Genomic DNA, 18,034 nt, shown 5'->3' with positions numbered 1-18,034 from the left:
GCGTGGCACCGTCGCCGCACCCGAGACCTCGAAGGAGCGGTCATGACCCTCACCCGACGCGGCCTGCTGGCCGGCGCCGCCGCGCTCGGCGCGGGCGCGATGATCCCCGCCGTCGCCACCGCCGCGCCCGCCGGCTTCCCCGACTACCGGTACCAGCGGCTCGCCCTCGTCAAGAGCAAGCTGCGCTACAACCCGACCGGCGAGCTGATCTTCCCCTGCATCCGCGGCACCAAGGACCGCATCCCCGGCGCGCTCGCCGCGTACTACCTCTACTACGCCCCGCACGACGCCCCGGGCGGCATCTGCCTGGCCTACGCGAACTCCCTCGACGAGGAGTTCACCGAGTACGCGGGCAACCCGATCATCAAGAACTCCTGGCCCGGCGAGTACTCCGTCAGCCACGTCTCCTCGCCGCACGCCCTGTGGAACGACGACGTCAACCGGATCTACCTGTACTTCCACGGCGAAAACACCGTCACGCGACTGGCCAGTTCCGCCGACGGCATCCACTTCACGTACGAGAAGGAGGTCCTCTCGACCCGGCTGCAGCCCGCGGGCACCACCGAGACGTCCTACGCGCGCGTCTTCCGCCAGGACCTGCCCGCGAAGAACGCCCGGTACGTCATGGTGTTCATGCTCAACAACACCACCAACCACCGCGACATCGGCTGGGGCTGGTCGCCCGACGCGCTGAACTGGACGTTCTCCCAGACACCGCTCGTGCGCCACACCGACGTCGGCGCGAACGACATCGGCGGCCCGCACCTGCTCTACCGCAACAACAGCACGTACGTCGTCTACAACACCGACATCGCGCACGGCGGGAAGCTGATGATCACCGAGGTCGGCAACGACTTCTCGAAGCGCAACCACCTCGGCACCTTCCACACCCCGCTGGCCGGCGCCCCGGACAACGGCCGGTCGGCGGCTCCGAGTTTCGGCACCTACCAGGGCCGTGAGTACATGGTCTACGAGGCCGGCGAGCGGCTCGCCGGGAACATCGCCATCGCCCGCGCGGCCTGACCCGGGTGGCAGGATGCGGCCATGCGCTCCCTGCCCCTCGACGGCGTCACGGTCGTGTCCTGCGAACAGGCGGTCGCCGCGCCGCTGGCCACCCGGCACCTGGCCGATCTGGGCGCCCGGGTGCTCAAGATCGAGCGACCGGGCAGCGGCGACTTCGCCCGCGCGTACGACGAGACCGTGCACGGCCAGTCCAGCCACTTCGTGTGGCTGAACCGGTCCAAGGAGAGTGTCACGCTCGACCTCAAGAGCGACGCGGCGGCGCCGGTGATGGCGGCGTTGCTGGACCGGGCCGACGTGTTCGTGCAGAACTTCGCCCCCGGCGTCGCGGAGCGGCTCGGTCTCGGGGCCGCCACGCTGAGCGCCACGCGGCCACGGCTGATCACGTGCTCGGTGTCGGGCTACGGATCCAACGGGCCGTACCGCGACGCGAAGGCGTACGACCTGCTCATCCAGTCCGAAGCCGGCCTGGTCTCGGTGACGGGGTCCGAGGCCGAGCCGGCCAAGAGCGGCATCCCGGCGGCGGACATCGGCGCCGGGATGTACGCGTTCTCCGGGATTCTTTCCGCGCTCTACGACCGCGAGCGCACCGGGCAGGGCACCGAGCTCGAGATCAGCCTGTTCGACTCGCTGGTCGAGTGGATGGGGTTCCCGCTCTACTACGCGGGCTACGGCGGCACTCCTCCGCCACGGACCGGCACGAGCCACCCGGCAATCGCGCCGTACGGCACCTTCGCCGCGGGCGACGGGACCGAGGTGGTGCTGGCGGTGCAGAACGAGCGCGAGTGGGCGGCGTTCTGCGAGCACGCGGTCGAGCGGCCGGAGTGGGTGACCGACGAGCGCTTCGCGACCGGCAGCGCCCGTGTCGCCCATCGCCCGGCGTTGGAGCACGAGATCGACGCGATCTTCGCGGGGTTGACCGGCGCCGAGCTGGAGGAACGGCTGCGCCGGGGCCGGATCGCGCACGCGCGCCGTCGCGAGCTGCCCGACGTCTTGGCCCATCCGCAGCTGACGGCCCGTGATCGCTTCGCGGACGTTTCGACGCCGGGCGGACCGATCCGCGCCACGCTGCCGCCGATCACGGTGCCCGGCCGCGCACCCCGGATGGATCCGGTGCCGGCGCTGGGCGAGCACACCGACGCGGTGCTGACGGAGTTCGGCTTCGACGCGGCGGCGCTGCGGGCTCAGGGCGCGGTGTAGCCCAGGATCCGCCGGGCGCGGTCCAGCACCGGCTTGTCCACCATCCGGCCGTCCACAGTGGACGCCGAATCCCCGGCCGTGAGCACCCTTCGTGCCCATTCCCGCTCGGCCTCCGTCGGCGCGAAGCCGGCGCGGACCGGGGCGATCTGGCGTGGGTGGATGCACAGCTTGCCGCCGAAACCCATGCGGCGCGCGTAGCGGACGTCGGCCTCGAGTCTCTCGTCGTCGCGCAGGTCTGTCGTGACGCCGTCCACCGGGGGCGCCAGGCCGGCGGCCGCCGACGCGATCACCAGCTGCGAACGCGCGTAGGCGAACGGCTCCGGGTCCTCGGGCGCGACGCCGAGTTCGGCGGCCAGGTCGACGCTGCCGAACGCCAGGCGCGTCACCGACGGGACGGCGGCCAGCTCCCCGGCACGCTCCACGCCGCGCGCGGTCTCGACGAGGGCCACGACCTCGCGGAACCCCGCGAGCACTCCCGGCGTCTCGGCTTTCGGCACGACCACCGGGACTCCGCGGGCGTTGACGAGGGCGGCGTCGGCCTCGAACCAGGGCGTGCCCGGGGCGTTGATCCGGACCATCGCTTCGTTGTCCTCGAGCCAGGTTCCGACGTGGGCGCGCGCGGAGTCCTTGTCCGCCGGGGCGACGGCGTCTTCGAGGTCGACGATCACGACGTCGGCGCCACTGGCCACGGCCTTGCCGAAGCGGTCGGGACGGTCGCCGGGCACGAACAGGAACGCAGTCGCGGGCACGGCGCCAGCGTAATGCTCTGCGGGTATCACAGCGACCGGAAAGGGTCTTGGACGCGGGCGTCCGCGGCGCCGAGAGTCGGAAGGGAACCACTGACGACCACGAAAGGTCCCGCGATGAAGGTCTTCCTGACGGGCGGCTCCGGTACGTCGGCCGTCCGACGGTCCGGGCGCTCAGGCGGCACGGTCACGAGGTGAGCGCCCTGGCGCGCAGCGACGCGTCGGCGCGGGTGCTCACCGGGCTGGGCGCGACCCCGGTCGCCGGCGACCTGACCGCCACCGGCGTCCTGCGCGAGGCCGCCGCGGCCGCCGACGGCGTCATCCACCTCGGCCAGCACTACGGCGACGACACGGCGGAGGTCGACCTCGCGGCGGCGGAGGCGTTGCAGGAGGGGCTCGGCGACCGCGGGCCGTACGTGCACACGGGCGGGGTCTGGGTGTACGGCGACACGGCGGGCGTCGTGGACGAGGACGCGCCGCAGAACCCACCGGCGATCACGGCGTGGCGCCGCGCGAACGAGGAACGCGTCCTGTCCCACGGCGGGCACCCGGTGCTCGTCATGCCCGGCCTGGTCTACGGTCTCGGCGGCGGGCTCATCGAGACGTTCTTCCGCGCCCCGGTACCCCTGATCGGCGACGGCGCGAACCATTGGGCGCTCGTCCACGCGGCCGACATCGCCGAGCTGTACGCGCTCGCCTTGCAGGCTCCGGCGAAGTCGGTGTACGCGGGGGTGAGCGGGCAGAACCTGCCGCTCGCGGAGATCGTCGCGGCACTCGGAGGTCCGACCGTTCACCTCACCCTCGCGGAGGCGGTGGAGCGGATGGGCCCGATCGCGGAGGCGTTCGCGCTGGACCAGCAGCTGACGCCGGCCCGGGCGCAGCGCGAGCTGGGGTGGACGCCCCGGCACCTGGACGCGCTGAGGGAGCTGCGCGGGTAAGGGATCGGAGGCCGCGAAGTACGTGATCACCCGATGCGGCGCCAGCCCCCTCAGGACGAACGTGGGGTTCCTCGGAAGAACTAGGTGAGGAACGACATGCGAGGCGACTGGATCTACGACTGGGTGCGGGTGGAGATGGAGTACCGCGCGGGGCCGCCCCCGGCCCCTCGGAGGCGCGAGGTACGCCCGGCACCCCGGCATTGGACGGCGCTGTGGGCGGGGCTGTTCACGAGCCACCGGGCCGAGGTGGGGCACGGAAGTTCCGCGGCAGGCTGCTGACGGCGTGCCGGGCCTGCGGCGCTGCTGCCGAGGCGGTGAGCAGCACCGCACCCGCCGGCGACAGGCCTCCGCCGCGGCTGCCGGTTCTCGGAGCTGAATGTGCGGCCGACGTTGCCATGTGCGGCAACGCCGGCCCGCCCCGCGTCAGAGGTCCAGCAGCCCACTCCGGGCACGCTCGAGGTGATCCCGCATCTCCGCCTCCGCACTCGCCCGGTTGCCCGAAGCGATCGCCTCCAGCAGCCGCCGGTGCTCGGCCGCCAGCTCGGCCGGGTCCGGGTACGAGCCCCGCAACCGGGCCAGGCACAGCTGCATCTCCTCCTGCAGCGGCGGGTAAATCCGGCTCAACCGCACACTCCCCGCCGCGTCGACCAGGGCCAGGTGGAACGCCGTGTGCGCCTCCACCCGGTCGCTCCAGCCCGCCCCCGGCGGCAGCGCCTCCAGTGCCGACAGCGCCGTCCACGCCCCGTCCAACGAACGGCCGGCGAGCAGCCGGACCGCCGTCAGCTCCAACGGCAGGCGGACCGTGAACAGGTCCCGGACATCGGCGGACGTCAACACCGCCACCCGCAGCGACCGGCCGTCGGACCGCTCCACCAGGTGCCGGGCGACCAGCTCCTGCAACGCCGAGCGCACCGTCGGGCGCGCCACGCCGAACGTCGTCGCCAGGCCCTGCTCCGTCAGCGGGGTCCCCGGGGACAGCACTCCGCTCAAGATCTGGCGGCGCACCTCCGCCACCAGCGCGTCGCGGGTGTTCGTCGTCTGCAGCACCATCAGGACGCGTGCACCCGCTCGACCGTCGCGACCAGGTCGTCCAGGCCGGGTAGCACCGCGTCGGCGATCGACGGGTCGTGCCCCTCGCCGTGCCGGTTGATCCACACCCGCCGGATGTCGAGCGCCTGCGCCGGCACCATGTCGTGGAAGTGGCTCTGCGCGATGTGGACCCAGTTTTCGCGTGAAGCACCGAACGAAGACGCGAACCGCGTGAAGTGCGCGTGCCCGGGCTTGTACGACCCGACGTCCTCGGCGGTCACGGTCGCGTCGATCGGCACGACGAGCCGCCGCTGGGTCTCGTCGATCAGGTCACGGTCGCAGTTCGTCAGCAAGGCCAGCCGCCAGCCCGCTTCGCGCAACGCCGTGAGCGCCGGCCGGACGTCGGGGAACACCGGCCAGTACGGCAGCCCGGTCCCCAGCACGGACGCGTCGTCGGGCACCAGCTCGACACCCGCTTCGGCCGCGGTCCGCCGCAGCGACTCCGCGAGCACCTCCCGGTACCGCCGCACCGGCTGCTCGGCCTGCACCTGCGGTTCGATCCGGTTGTAGACCTCCAGCAGCTCCGCACCCCGGCCCGGGAACAGCAGCTCGATCCCGGTCGCGATGCCGTGCCGCCAGTCCACCAGCGTGCCGAAACAGTCGAACGTCGCCCAGCGAGTCATACCGTCAGACTGCTATACGGTTATACCGAACGCAAGGCCTCAGCGAACGCGGAGATCAGCGGCGACCGCCGCGCCGCGACCCAGGCCAGGCACACCTCGTTCGGCGGCAGATCCTCGACCGGCACGTGCGCGAGGTCGGGCCGCGTGTAGTACGCCGACGTCGACCGTGGGATCACCGCGATCCCCCGCCCGGCCGCCACGTGTTCCAGCTTCTCCTCGACGCTCCGGAACCCCCGCCACCGCGGCGCCGCACCGTCCCGCAGCTCGACCGCGACGTCACGCCACTCGGGCACCGCGTCCGGATCGTTGAGCAGGTGCTCGCCGGCCAGGTCGCCGACGAGCACCGACTCCTTGCCGGCCAGCCGGTGATCGGTCCGCAGGACCGCCACGCGCGGCTCGGAGAACAGCGGCCGCACACTCAGCCCGCGCCGGTCCACCGGCAGGCGGACCACGCTGACGTCGGCGCGGCCGTCGTGGAGGACCTCCGTCTGGTCGTCCCACGTCGTGCGCAGCAGCTCCACCGAGACATCCGGGTACCGCGAGGAAAACGCGCGGACCGCATCGGTGACCGTGATGCCCGGCATGAACGCCACGGTGAACGTCCCGCGCGCGGCCGTGGCGACCCGCCGCCGCAGCGCCGACGCCGAGGCCAGCAGCGGACGCGCGTCCTCCAGCAGCTGACGCCCGGCCTCGGTCAGCGACGTGGACCGCTTGTCCCGCACGAACAACTGCGCGCGAAGCTCACCTTCGAGGGCCCGGATCTGCCGCGACAGCACCGGCTGCGCGATGTGCAGGCGCTCGGCAGCCCGGCCGAAGTGCAGCTCCTCGGCGACCGCGACGAAGTACCGTAGCTTCCGCAGATCGACGTCCACCCGACCTCCCTGAGACCTCCAGGGTATTACGCGTGCGTGCCGAGGAACTTCGCCAGCGCCGGGTTCACCTCGTCCGGGTGGGTGTAGCTGAGGAAGTGGGCACCCCCGTCGACGACGACCAGGGGCTCGGCCGCGGGCAGCGCGTCCGCCAGCTCGGCGGCCCGCTCGACCGGGTAGGCGAGGTCCGCCGTGCCGTGCAGCACCAGCGCCGGGCACGGGATCTCCCCGGCCCGCGGCAGCACGGCGTCGCGGTCGACGAGCGCCCCCATGGTCAGCTTCAGCTGCTCCGGCGCGACCGACCTCCAGTGTTCCTTCCACTCGTCCACGGGAAAGCCGCCGAAGCAGATCTGCGCGACGCCGTCGAGCACCTCGGGCGGCGCGCCACCGCTCACCCACGCGTCCAGCACCGCGCGGTACCCGGCCGCGACGGCGGGGTCTTCCGCGGCGGCCGACGTGCCCAGCACCGCGAGCGCCGAGACCCGCGAAGGCGCAAGCAATGCCATCCGCAGGGCGACGAACCCGCCTTGGCTGGTCCCGACGACCGCCGCGTGCGAGACGCCGAGCTCGTCCAGCACGGCCAGGACGTCCCGGGCCACGTCCCAGTAGTCGAACGGCCCGGTCGCGGGCGTTTCGCCGTGACCGCGTTCATCCACCGTGACGCACCGGAAGCCGTCCAGCGCCGCGAGCTGCGGCGCGAACATCCGGCCGTCCATCAGGAAGCTGTGCAGCAGCACGACCACCGGGCCGTCGCCGCCGTGATCGGTGTACCCGGGAAGCGTCATCGATCCTCCGAACGAGCTGTCAGCCGGCGAACCGGCCGATCGCGACGAACGCCGCCAGCACCAGCAGCACGACGTTCATCGGCAGCGCCTTGGTCTCCTTGCGCCGTGCGTGCACGATGATCGCACCGATCTGGATCACCGCCAGCCCGGTGGCGGCCAGCGGGGTGAGCACCGGCGCGATGTCGAGGGCCTGCGGCAGGATCAGTCCGATGGCACCGAGGATCTCGACCGCGCCGATCCCCTTGATCGCCGCGTCGGAGAAGTCGGCCGTCCAGCCCATGTTCGGGTTTTCCAGCAGCTTCTCCCGCGGCGTCACCAGCTTCATGCCACCGGCGCCGAGATACAGCACGGCGAGCAGACCCGCCACGACCCACAGGACGACGTTCACGGTGAGACCTCCGGTCCGAAGAAAGTGATTGAACACTACACCTTTTTCCGGAGGTTACTCCTCAACTTGGCTGGACCGTGACCGACTGGCCGGGCCGCAGGGTGATCGTGCGACGCCAGGCGCCGGCACGCACCTCTGTGCGCGTCCCGCCGACGCTCCGGATCACCGCCCGCGTCACCTTCCCGTCGCGCCAGGACAGGTCGACCTCGAAGCCGCCGCGCGCGCCGATCCCGGTCACCCGGCCGGACCGGGCCCACGCCGACGGCAGCGCCGGCAGCAGTTCGAGGACTCCCGGCCGCGAGTAGACGAGCATCTCCACCATCGCCGCCGGGGCGCCGAGGTTGGCGTCGATCTGGAAGATCGTGTAGCTGCCCTGGCTGTACATGTCGAAGAAGTTCGGCGCGGTGCCGTTCCCGTTGGCCACCGACGGCCGCATGACCGTGAGCAGCAGCTGGTAGGCCTGGTCGGCGTCCTTCAGCCGGGCCCAGCACGCCGAACGCCACGCGCACGCCCAGCCGAAGCTGTCCATCCCGCGGGCGATCAGCAGCTCACGCACGCCGCCGAGCAGTTCGGGCGGCGAAGTGTCGGCGGCGATCCGGTCGCCCGGGAAGAAGCCGATCAGCGGCGACAGGTGCCGGTGCGTGGTCTCGCCGAGGTTGTCCGGCGACATCCATTCCTCGAGCCAGCCCGTCGTCGGGCTGACTTTCGGCAGGTACAGCTTCTTCTGCAGCCCGGCGATGCGGTCGCCGTAGGCGCGGTCCCGGCCCAGCACCGCGACGGCGTCGCGGTAGTGCTCGAACAGGTCCCAGACGATTTCCTGGGAGTAGGTGTTCCCGAGGGTGTCCTGCGGGCCGTGCTCGGGCGACCAGTCGTGGTCGTCGACGAGCACCTCGCGGCCGTCGACCGTCAGCGGGACCAGCCGCGCCTCCCAGAACTCGGCCGCGCCCTTGAGCAGCGGGTAGATCCGTGCGAGGTAGGCCTTGTCCTGGGTGAACGCGTAGTGGTCCCACAGCGAGTTGCACAGCCAGGCGTTGCCGGCGGGGTGCCACCACCAGCCGGAGCCGCCGTAGATGTTGGTCGAGAACGCGACCGCCCAGCCGCCGATCTTGCCGCTGGTGTTCCGGAACCGGTTGCGCGGGTCGTTGAACAGGCGTTTCGTGCTGTCCGTCCACACGGGAAGCTGCGCGAGGCAGTAGTCGGCCAGGGCAGTGAAGCTCCCGGGCAGCGCCGCGCGGTCGGCCAGCCAGTAGTTCATCTGGACGTTGATGTCGGTGTGGTAGTCGCTCATCCAGTCCGGCGTGTTGTTGTTCTGCCAGAGCCCTTGCAGGCCCATCGGCAGCCCGTCGCGCGAGCCGGTGATCGTCAGGTACCGCCCGAACTGCAGGTAGCTCGCCTCCAGCTCCGGGTCGGGCGTGGCCGGGTCGTCGTGGCGGGCCAGCAGCCGCGACCACGAGTCCAGCGCGCGCTTCGCCGGCGGCGACTGTCCCAGGTCGACGGTCATCCGGTCGTAGAGCCGCCGGTAGTCGGCGACGTGCGTCCCCAGCAGCGCCCCTCCCCCGGCCCGCAGCGCCTTCGCCGCCTTCTGCTTCGCCAGCGCCAGCGGGTCGAGCGACGCGTCGAGGAACTTCCGGGCCGCGTCGGGCACGTAGTTCGTACCGCCGCTGAGCACGATGACGACTTCGCGGCTCCCCCTGAAAGTCACGCCACCGGCCACGGCGCACGCGTACTTCAGGCCGTTGCCGAACGCGCCGGTGAACGCGGCGGTGCCGGACATCGCCTCGCCGCGAGTGGGCTCGAGCGAGACCGACCCGGTCATCGGACCACCGCTGAGCCGCACGACCACGACGTCGTCGGGGTGGCTCGCGTAGTACTCGCGACGGTAGAGGACGCCCTGGTGCCGGTAGGTGATCACGACGATGCCGTTGCTCAGGTCGAGCGTCCGGCGGTAGTCGGTCACGCCGGTGTGCGCGGGGATCGAGATCCGCACCTTCGCCAGCAGGCCGAGCGTGCCGAACTTCTCGCGCTCGTAGGGGAACTGGCCGTCGTCCTCGAGGACGTCGTTGGCGCCACCGGTCCACAGCGACGCGTCGGCCAGGTAGAGGAAGTCGGCGGCCGGGTCGCCCCCGACGAGGGCACCGATCCGACCATTACCGATCGGCAGGCCCTGCTCGATGATCTTGTCCTCGGCGGCGGGCGCCGGGTACCACAGCGTCGTCGCGCGGCCGTCGGGCACCAGGTCCGACGCGGCCGGGCGGAGGACGTCGGCGTTTGCCGTGAAAGGAGGAATGCCACTGAGGGCGACTCCGGCGCCGACCGCGCCACCGAGCTTGAGGAAGGTGCGACGGGAGGGAGGGTTCGACATGTCGGATCCGTTCGGCGTTGAAGGCGGGACCGGCGTGCAGCCCGCCAAACATATGACCTATCCGGATCCGAGGTCAAGATTCTTCGTAATTAATCCGATTACATACGAGACGTCAGCGCTTCCGGTAGCGCAGCACACCAGCGTCGGCCTGGTCGGCCAGGTACTCGGCGAACGTGATCTTCCCGTCGAGGTGCTCCGGCGCCAGGTGGCCGCCGCCGGCATAAGCCCGGAACGCCTCCCCCGGCACGCTCACCGGGACGATCCGCCGGCGCCGGCCACTCGCCTCCACGACCGCCTGGGCCAGCTCGGCCGCCGCGAGGACCTCGGGTCCGCCGAAGTCCTCCGCGCGGCCCGCCGGGTCGCCCAGGGCCAGGTCCGCGAGCCGCCCGGCGACGTCGCGGACGTCGACCGGCTGGAACGACACCCGGGGCACCGGCACCACCGGCAGCCGCGCCGCGCCGGCGAACAGCGTCCGGACCAGCGCGTGGAACTGCGTGGCCCGCTGGATCGTGACCGGCAGCCCGGACGCGGTGAGGAACTCCTCGGTTTCGAGCTTCGCCCGGTAGTAGCCGAGCGGGACGCGGTCGACGCCGACGATCGAGACGTACACCAGGTGCGCGCCACCGGCCCAGCGTGCCGCCTCGACGAGCGTGCGCGCGAAGTCCGTCTCCCGGCCGAAGAAGTCGGTGGCGCAGTGGACGACCACGTCCACGCCGGCCACCGCGCTGTCGATGCCTCGCCCGGTCCGCAGGTCGCCGGGCACGACGCCGGGCGCGGCCCGCCGGCTCAGCACGCGGACCTCCTCCCCCGCCGCGCGCAGCCGTTCGACGACCGGCCTGCCGAGCTGGCCGGTCCCGCCGGTGACCAGGATCCGCACGAGCCCACCTCCGTCCGCGATCACCGTCATCCTGGCACGGCGGTGCCCGCCGGGAAACGGTTCCCGGCGGGCACCTGTGCGCGTTGCTCAGTTGCGGTTGATGGTGAAGGTGGACGTCGTGTTGCGGATGTCCTGGTCGTTGTCGCTCAGCGTCAGCCCGGTGAAGGTCGCCGAGCCGACGGCCGGGCCCTGCCCCGGTTCCGGCAGCTCGTTGGCCCAGATCCCGATCCCGGACTTGGCGTCGAAGGCGTCACCGCTGCGGTGCGCGCCGGTGATCGACACGTTCGTCAGCACCGTGTCCTGGACCGTGTTCTGCGGCTGCCCGCCGACGTAGTTGGTCTGGAACATGATGCCGCTGTAGGTCGGGCTCTGGATGTCCACGTCGGACACCCGGATGCCGCGGAACTCCTTGGACGCGGAGAACATCCAGATCGCCGGGAAGGTCTGCTGGCCCCAGAAGTGGCCACCGTCCCGGACGAGCGAGGCGTTCTGGACCGTCGTCGGCTGCGGCCCGAACCCGAGGAACGGGTAGCCGAAGTCGAGCGAGCTGATCGTGATCGCCGAGTACGTCAGCGTGTCCGCGATGTAGAGGTTCCGGAAGGTGTTGTTGTACCCGCCGTAGACCGCCAGCCCGGCCGCGCGCCACGGGGTGAGCGAAGTCAGGTTCTCGAACACGTTGTCGTACTGGTTGCCCTGGTTGATGTCCGTGGCGGCGAACAGCGCGAAGCTGTCGTCCCCGGTGGACCGGGCTTCGTTGTTGGTGACGTGGTTGCCGGTGCTCCCGTTCGTGAGGTTGACGCCGTCGGCGAAGGTGTCGCGGATCCGGGAGTTCTTGATCGTGGTGTTGTCCACGTTCGTGCCCCAGACCATGACCACCTGGTGCTCCACCCAGATGTTGTCGATCGTCAGGTTCGCGACGTTCGTCAGGTTGAACACCTTGCCAGGACCGTCGATGCGGGAGGTGTAGTTCCCGAACACCGCGAACCCGCTGAACGTCGACCCGTTCGCGCTCGACTGCACGTCGATGCCGATGTCGGTGTTCTCCTGACCCGAAGGCGCGGAGAACTTCGTGAACCACGGCCCGGCGCCGGTGACCGTGACGGCCTTGCCGTAGACGTTCAGCTTGCTCGACAGCGAGTAGTTCCCGGCCGGCAGGTAGACGCCGGTGAGCGTCGTGTCCTGGCGGACCTTGTCGAGCGCGGACTGCACGTCCTGCTGCGTGAACCCGGTGGGCGTCGCGAAGTGCGCCGGGTCCGGGTTGGCGACCGCGGTGGCCTGCTCGAAGTTCACGAAGTCGATCGCGTAGTTCGTGCTGTTGGCCGCGTCCTTCTGCAGCTTGATCTTGTGCCCGGCGGGCACGGTGGTGCCGAGCATCGCACTGGCCTCGTCGTAGATGTGGCGCGGCCCGGCGCCCGGCGAGTTGCCCGGGCCGGTTTCGGCGCCGTAGAGCCACGCGTAGTGCGAGGTCAGGTCGATGGCCTTGAGGAACGTGCCGTCGACGTAGACGTTCAGCGTCGAGTTCTGCCCGCCGCCCCCCGCGGAGTCCGGGATGGAGAACCGGGTGACCAGGGTGTTGGTCGACGTGCGGGTGGTGAACTCCACCGACGAGCCGGTCGAGTTCAGCGTCACGGCCTTGCGGCCCGACGCCTCGCCCGCGAGGTCGCCGATCGTGCGGTTCGGGCCGACCACCGACGCGCCGCCGGCGACGACGCCGTCTTCGGCCTCGTACATGTCGTAGGGCATGTTCGCGCCCCGGCCGACGAACAGCGCCTGCGTGCTGGTGTTGTTGGCCTGCTTGACCGGCAGCTCGTTGGCGTCGTTCGCGACGACCGTCTTCACGCTGTACCGGCCGTTGGCCGCGGTCCAGGTGCCGACGGTCACCGGCGCCGCGGTGGCCCCGGCGGCGATGGCACCCGTGTACGTCCCGGTCAGCGTCTTGACGACGATGCCGTTCTGGTCGGCGATCGTCACCGTGACGCCGTGGGCGCCGCCCGCCGAAGCCACGGTTCCCTGGTTGCGCAGGGTCGTGGTGAACGTGACGGTGTTGCCCGCGGACGGGTTGTTCGGCGACCACGCGGTGGCCGCGACGAGGTCGGAGCTCTGCACCGGGCTGACGACCAGCGCCGTCGAACCGGTGTAGGAGTTGTTGGCCTCGTTCTGCTCGATGACGGCGTTGGCCTCGTCGACCTTGGCCGTCAGCTGGTAGCTGCCCGCGTCCCGGGTGCCGATGTTCGCCGACACCGTCGTCGACGCGCCGGCGGCGAGCGCCCCGACGTTCGCGGTCCCTACCTTCGTCGTGCCCAGGTAGAGGTTCACGTTCGTCGCGCCCGAGGCCGCCGTCCCGGCGTTGCGGACGGTCGCCGACGCGGTGATCGCGTCCGTTTCGACGGGGTTCTGCGGCGACCAGGACACGCCCGAGATCGTCAGGTCGGGGTTCGGCGCGGGGACGCCGAAGACCTGGAACTCCGCGGCCTGCCCGCCGCCGGCACCGGAGTTGGCGGTGACGCGCAGCCGGACATCGGCGGCGCGGCCGCTCAGCGGGATCGTCACGGTGTTGCCGGACGACGGGCTGAAGCTGTAGGTCTGCGCGGCGGACAGCGTGGTGAACGCACTCGACGCCTGGTCACGGCCTTCGACCGCGATCGTCTGAGTCCGCGGGCCCCAGGACGCGTCGGGGTTGAGCTTCACGACGACCTGGTTCAGGTCGGCGTTCGAGCCGAGCGCGACGGTCAGCAGGTTCGGGTAGGTCCCGCCGCCGCCCTCCCAGTACGTCGTCACGGAGTTGTCGTTGGCGTTGGCCGCGACGAACGTGAACTCCGTCGAGGACGCCGTGATCGGCTTGCCCAGCGCCAGGTTCGTCCCGGCCTGGGTGCCGTTGCGGGTGACGGTGTTGCTGTCGCCGGACTGGTTGCCCGCCGCGTCGCGCGCGCGGACGAAGTAGGCGACGGTCGTGCCGTCCGGCTGGTTGTCGGTGTAGGTCAGGACGGTCCCGGCAACGCTGCCGCGGAGCTGGCCGTTGGCGTAGACGTCGTACCCGGCGACCCCGGTGTTGTCGGTCGAGGCCGACCAGGTGAGCCGGATCTGGCCGCTCGCCGGCTGGGTGTAGGCGAGGGTGCCGGGCGCGGACGGCGGCTGTGTGTCCCCGCCGGCCGGGCCGTGCACCTCGAACTCCGACAGCTGCGCGGCGGGCCAGCCGGTGTTGGCCGTGACGTTGAGCCGGACGTAGCGGGTGTTCCCGGTGACGTCCACGGTCACGGTGTTGCCGGTGGCGGGGTCGAACCGGTAGCCGGCCGAGGCCTTCAGGTCGCTGAAGCTCGTGCCGTTCGTGCTGCCCTGGACGCTGAAGGTCTCGGTGCGGGCCTCCCAGCCGGTCGGCAGCTTGAGCACGAGCTGGGCGACGTTGGTGGCCGCGCCGAGGTCGGCCTGGACCCACTGCGGGAACTGGTTGTTCGTGCTCTCCCAGTAGGTGGCCTGGTTGCCGTCGCCGACGTTCGAGACGGGGTAGCCGGCGAGCTGGCTGCTCGCGGTGTAGGTCGCGGCCGCGGCTTGCGCGGCGGGCTGGACGGCCTGGACGGCGGGCGCGGCGGCCGGGGCGCCGCTCGCGGCCACGGCGGGTGCGGCCAGGAGGAGGGACAGGGCGGCGTAGGTCGCCGCGCGCGACAGAAGTCGCTTCGTTCTCATGGGTTTCCTCTGATCCGGGGAGGGAGGGGAGACGACTCGAGCTCGCACGTCCCGTGGGCGGCGGGACGGCGGAAACCGGGGAACGGGCACGCGCGGACCCGGTCCGGGGGCGCACGCGGGCAGCACTGGACAGCCGTCATGGGCACCTCTTCGTCGAGGGCTGGGCGGGATCTTCCTGACACCTGCCGCAATTTCTCGCACTGTTGTCAGGTTCTTGCACTGATTCGTTCAAGACTTACAGTGACCGGGGTCTCAAGTCAACGCCCAAACGCCGGAAAGGCCTCCTCGCGGGGGATGCGAGGAGGCCTTTTGCGGAGGTCGGGTCAGGAGTGGACGGCGCCCAGCCGGATCGCGTGGGTGCCCGGGGCGTTGACCGGGTCGCCGCAGTGGGCGCAGACGGTCGCCGGTTCCAGCACCTCGCCGCAGGCGTGGCGCCACAGCGTGGGCGGTTCACCCTGGTGGACGTACCGGTCACCCCAGGCCATCAGGCCGAGCAGGATCGGCTGCAGCGCGCGGCCGGCCTCGGTCGGGTAGTACTCGTGGCGCGGCGGGTGGGTCTCGTACTGGCGCTTCTCGAGCACGCCCGCGTCGACGAGCTTGCGCAGCCGCGCGGCCAGGATGTCGCGGCTGGCGCCGGTGTTCTCGGCGATCTGGTTGAAGCGCCGCTCCCCCAGCATGATCTCGCGCAGCGCGAGCAGGCTCCAGCGTTCGCCGACGACCTCCAGCGCCTCGGCGACCGAGCACTCGCGACCACGCCGGACCATGCCACCTCCCATGGGGTTGAAAATCCAACCTAGCACGTCGGTCGCGTGTGACCTGGCGAACAAGCCAGTTGTGAAATCCAACTTACCCGGCGTATACCGAAGACATCCCCGATCTGCGAGGAGGCAGACGCCATGACGGACGCGGTGATCGTCGACGCGGTACGGACCCCGATCGGCAAGGGCAAGCCGAACGGAACGCTCGCCGGGGTGCACCCGGTCGACCTGCACGCCCACGCGCTCCGCTCGCTCGTCGAGCGCACCGGCGTCGACCCGGCCCGGATCGACGACGTGATCAGCGGCGCGGTCGGCCAGATCGGCGAGCAGAGCATGAACACCGCCCGCTGGGCCGCGCTCGCCGCGGGCCTGCCGGAGTCGGTGCCCGCGGTGACCGTCGACCGGCAGTGCGGCAGCAGCCAGCAGGCCGTCCACTTCGCCGCGCAGGGCGTGATGGCCGGCGCGTACGACGTCGTGATCGCCTCCGGTGTGGAGTCGATGAGCCGGGTGCCGATGGGCAGCCAGGTGGCCGGGCGCGACCCGTTCGGGCCGCAGGTCGCCGCCCGCTACCCGGACGGTCTCGTCCCCCAAGGCATCAGCGCGGAGCTGATCGCCGCGAAGTGGGGCTTCAGCCGCGCGCAGCTCGACGAATTCTCGGCCGAAAGCCACCAGCGGGCCGCGAAGGCGTGGGCGGACGGGAAGTTCGCCGGCGAGGTCGCGCCGCTCAAGGCGCCCGGTCCCGACGGCGTGCTCGTCGACGTCACGACCGACGAGACGGTCCGGCCGGGCACCACGCCGGAGATCCTCGCCGGGCTGAAGCCCGCGTTCCGGGCGGACGTCTGGGAGCAGCGGTTCCCGGATCTCGGCTGGCACGTCACCGCGGGCAACTCCTCGCCGATCAACGACGGCGCGGCCGCGTTGATGATCACCAGCCCGGAGACGGCGAAGGCGCTCGGACTGCGGCCGCGGGCCCGGATCCACAGCTTCGCCGTCGTCGGCGACGACCCGCTGTACATGCTGACCGGCGTCATCCCGGCCACCCGCAAGGTGCTCGCCCGGGCGGGGCTTTCGGTGGGAGACATCGACGCCTTCGAGGTCAACGAGGCGTTCGCCAGCGTCGTGCTCGCCTGGCAGGCCGAGATCGGCGCCGACCTGGCGAAGGTCAACGTCAACGGCGGCGCGATCGCGCTCGGCCACCCGCTCGGCGGCAGCGGCGCCCGCCTGGCGACGACGCTGCTGTCGGTGCTGGAGCAGACCGGCGGCCGCTACGGCCTGCAGACGATGTGCGAGGCGGGCGGCCTCGCCAACGCGACGATCGTCGAGCGCTTGGACTGACGAGCCAGGTAAGCCCGCAACGCCGCCACGGCTCTCCCGGGATCCGTGGCGGCGACCGGGAAGACCTCGTCGAAGCCCAGCGCCAGCAGTTCCGCGCGCGCCCCGCCCAGCCGGCCGCCGAGCACCACGGGCAGCCCGGCCAGCGCGGGATCGGCACGCACGCGGCGAAGGACGTCCGCGCCCGAAGCGCCGTGTGCCGTGGACAGCACCAAGCAGTCCGGCCGCTCACGGCGGCAAGCACCGGCCGCGTCAGCCGATACGCACACGGCGTGGCCTTCGCGTTCGAGCACCACCTGCAACGCGACCAGGCTCCACGCGGCCGCGTCCACACCGGACAGCACGATCTTCACCCCGGGCAGAGCCGCGAACCCGCCCGGAAATACGTCAGTCGGACTCGGGTGGTTCTTCGACGCCGTCGCGGTCGGCCCACTCCAGCAGCGGGTCCAGGGAGAACACGGCCTTGTCGATGCCGGCGTGGAGGTCGCCCAGCTCGGCGAAGCGGGCCGGGACGGTGGCGATGGTGAAGTCGCCGGGCTCGGCGTCGTCGATCTCCTCCCAGCGGATCGGCGTCGACACCGTGCCTTCCGGGTTGCCGCGCACGGAGTAGGCACTGGCGATCGTGTGGTCGCGGGCGTTCTGGTTGTAGTCGACGAAGAGCAGCCGCGGGTCGCGGTCCTTGCGCCACCAGGTCGTCGTGACGTCGTCCGGGGCACGGCGTTCGACTTCGTGCGCGAAGGCCAGGGCCGCGCGCCGGACCTCCTTGAAGCCCCGGTTGGGTTCGATCCGGACGTAGATGTGCAGGCCGCGGCCACCGGACGTCTTGGGCCAGCCGACCGCGCCGAGCTCGTCGAGGATCTCGTGGGCGACGTGCGCGACCCGGCGGACGCGGTCGTAGCCGCAGTCGGGCATCGGGTCGAGGTCGATGCGCCACTCGTCCGGCTTCTCGGTGTCGGCGCGGCGCGAGTTCCACGGGTGGAACTCCACAGTGGACATCTGCACCGCCCAGGCGACGTGCGCCAGTTCGGTGACGCACAGCTCGTCGGCGTGCCGGTTGTAGCGCGGGAAGGTCACCCGGACGGTCTCCAGCCACGGCGGCGCGCCGTTCGGGACACGCTTCTGGTGGACCTTCTCCCCCGCCACGCCGGACGGGAAGCGGTGCAGCATGCACGGCCGCTCGCGCAGCGCGTTGACGATGCCGTCGCCCACCGAGAGGTAGTAGTTGACCAGGTCGAGCTTCGTCTCGCCGCGGGCCGGGAAGTACACCCGGTCCGGGTTCGAGATCCGCACGGTGTGCGGCCCGACCTCCAGCTCCACCGCCGCCGACTTCTGCGCCATACGGTGACGCTACTTCAAAACCGGCGTT

At 71.4% G+C, this 18,034-nt stretch carries 16 protein-coding genes; 4 read left to right on the top strand and 12 right to left on the bottom strand.

All coding sequences use genetic code 11. From position 1 onward, the window contains the following. The first annotated feature begins 42 nt into the window (after positions 1-42). Positions 43-1,023 (top strand): glycoside hydrolase family protein, encoded by a 981-nt coding sequence (locus tag QSK39_RS14495; RefSeq protein ID WP_285478252.1) that lies wholly within the window; start codon positions 43-45, stop codon positions 1,021-1,023. Positions 1,024-1,044: 21 nt separating this feature from the next. Beyond that, complete coding sequence (locus QSK39_RS14490; protein WP_285478251.1) at positions 1,045-2,220, top strand: CaiB/BaiF CoA transferase family protein; 1,176 nt, start codon at positions 1,045-1,047, stop codon at positions 2,218-2,220. Here QSK39_RS14490 and QSK39_RS14485 read toward each other — a convergent pair. Then, entirely contained in the window at positions 2,205-2,969 is a 765-nt protein-coding gene (locus QSK39_RS14485) for an HpcH/HpaI aldolase/citrate lyase family protein (protein ID WP_285478250.1), read from the bottom strand. The genes QSK39_RS14490 and QSK39_RS14485 overlap by 16 nt on opposite strands. Positions 2,970-3,160: 191 nt before the next feature. Between QSK39_RS14485 and QSK39_RS14480 the strand changes: the two genes are divergently transcribed. Then, on the top strand, positions 3,161-3,904 hold the full coding sequence (locus QSK39_RS14480) for an NAD-dependent epimerase/dehydratase family protein (protein WP_285478249.1): 744 nt from the start codon (positions 3,161-3,163) through the stop codon (positions 3,902-3,904). A 423-nt stretch (positions 3,905-4,327) separates the two neighbouring features. Here the strand turns inward: QSK39_RS14480 and QSK39_RS14475 are convergent, their stop codons facing one another. The 9 genes from QSK39_RS14475 to QSK39_RS14435 all read right to left on the bottom strand — a co-directional run bounded on the left by QSK39_RS14475 (position 4,328) and on the right by QSK39_RS14435 (position 15,342). Next, entirely contained in the window at positions 4,328-4,954 is a 627-nt protein-coding gene (locus tag QSK39_RS14475) for a GntR family transcriptional regulator (RefSeq protein WP_285478248.1), read from the bottom strand. After that, positions 4,954-5,616 (bottom strand): HAD family hydrolase, encoded by a 663-nt coding sequence (locus QSK39_RS14470; protein WP_285478247.1) that lies wholly within the window; start codon positions 5,614-5,616, stop codon positions 4,954-4,956. The genes QSK39_RS14475 and QSK39_RS14470 overlap by 1 nt, the downstream gene beginning before the upstream one ends. Before the next feature lie 20 nt (positions 5,617-5,636). After that, positions 5,637-6,488 (bottom strand): LysR family transcriptional regulator, encoded by an 852-nt coding sequence (locus QSK39_RS14465; protein WP_285478246.1) that lies wholly within the window; start codon positions 6,486-6,488, stop codon positions 5,637-5,639. Between the two features lie 26 nt (positions 6,489-6,514). Further along, positions 6,515-7,270, bottom strand: coding sequence for an alpha/beta fold hydrolase (locus tag QSK39_RS14460; RefSeq protein ID WP_285478245.1), 756 nt, complete (start codon positions 7,268-7,270; stop codon positions 6,515-6,517). 19 nt (positions 7,271-7,289) lie between these two features. Next, entirely contained in the window at positions 7,290-7,658 is a 369-nt protein-coding gene (locus QSK39_RS14455; RefSeq protein WP_285478244.1) for a DoxX family protein, read from the bottom strand. Between the two features lie 61 nt (positions 7,659-7,719). Then, positions 7,720-10,020, bottom strand: coding sequence for a glycosyl hydrolase family 95 catalytic domain-containing protein (locus tag QSK39_RS14450; protein WP_285478243.1), 2,301 nt, complete (start codon positions 10,018-10,020; stop codon positions 7,720-7,722). Between the two features lie 112 nt (positions 10,021-10,132). Beyond that, positions 10,133-10,927 carry an SDR family oxidoreductase gene (locus QSK39_RS14445; protein ID WP_285478242.1) on the bottom strand — a complete coding sequence of 265 codons (795 nt, stop codon included), beginning with the start codon at positions 10,925-10,927 and terminating at the stop codon, positions 10,133-10,135. 57 nt (positions 10,928-10,984) lie between these two features. Beyond that, positions 10,985-14,578, bottom strand: coding sequence for a discoidin domain-containing protein (locus QSK39_RS14440; protein ID WP_285478241.1), 3,594 nt, complete (start codon positions 14,576-14,578; stop codon positions 10,985-10,987). 323 nt (positions 14,579-14,901) lie between these two features. Further along, the gene (locus QSK39_RS14435; protein ID WP_285478240.1) at positions 14,902-15,342 is read right to left on the bottom strand and encodes a winged helix-turn-helix transcriptional regulator; all 441 of its coding nucleotides are present in this window, start codon (positions 15,340-15,342) and stop codon (positions 14,902-14,904) included. Positions 15,343-15,474: 132 nt separating this feature from the next. On the opposite strand from QSK39_RS14435, the gene QSK39_RS14430 reads away from it, so the two are divergent. After that, positions 15,475-16,671: a thiolase family protein gene (locus QSK39_RS14430; RefSeq protein WP_285478239.1), complete on the top strand. Its 1,197-nt coding sequence runs from the start codon at positions 15,475-15,477 to the stop codon at positions 16,669-16,671. Here the strand turns inward: QSK39_RS14430 and QSK39_RS14425 are convergent. After that, positions 16,602-17,021: a response regulator gene (locus QSK39_RS14425; protein ID WP_285478238.1), complete on the bottom strand. Its 420-nt coding sequence runs from the start codon at positions 17,019-17,021 to the stop codon at positions 16,602-16,604. The genes QSK39_RS14430 and QSK39_RS14425 overlap by 70 nt on opposite strands. A gap of 34 nt (positions 17,022-17,055) precedes the next feature. Beyond that, the gene (ligD, locus tag QSK39_RS14420; protein ID WP_285478237.1) at positions 17,056-18,006 is read right to left on the bottom strand and encodes a non-homologous end-joining DNA ligase; all 951 of its coding nucleotides are present in this window, start codon (positions 18,004-18,006) and stop codon (positions 17,056-17,058) included. Between the last annotated feature and the right edge of the window lie 28 nt (positions 18,007-18,034).

Source organism: Amycolatopsis sp. NBRC 101858, assembly GCF_030269325.1.
Lineage (GTDB): Bacteria > Actinomycetota > Actinomycetes > Mycobacteriales > Pseudonocardiaceae > Amycolatopsis > Amycolatopsis ponsaeliensis.
The sequence above is the reverse complement of the archived record's forward strand: the minus strand, read 5'-3'. Positions and strand labels throughout refer to the sequence as shown.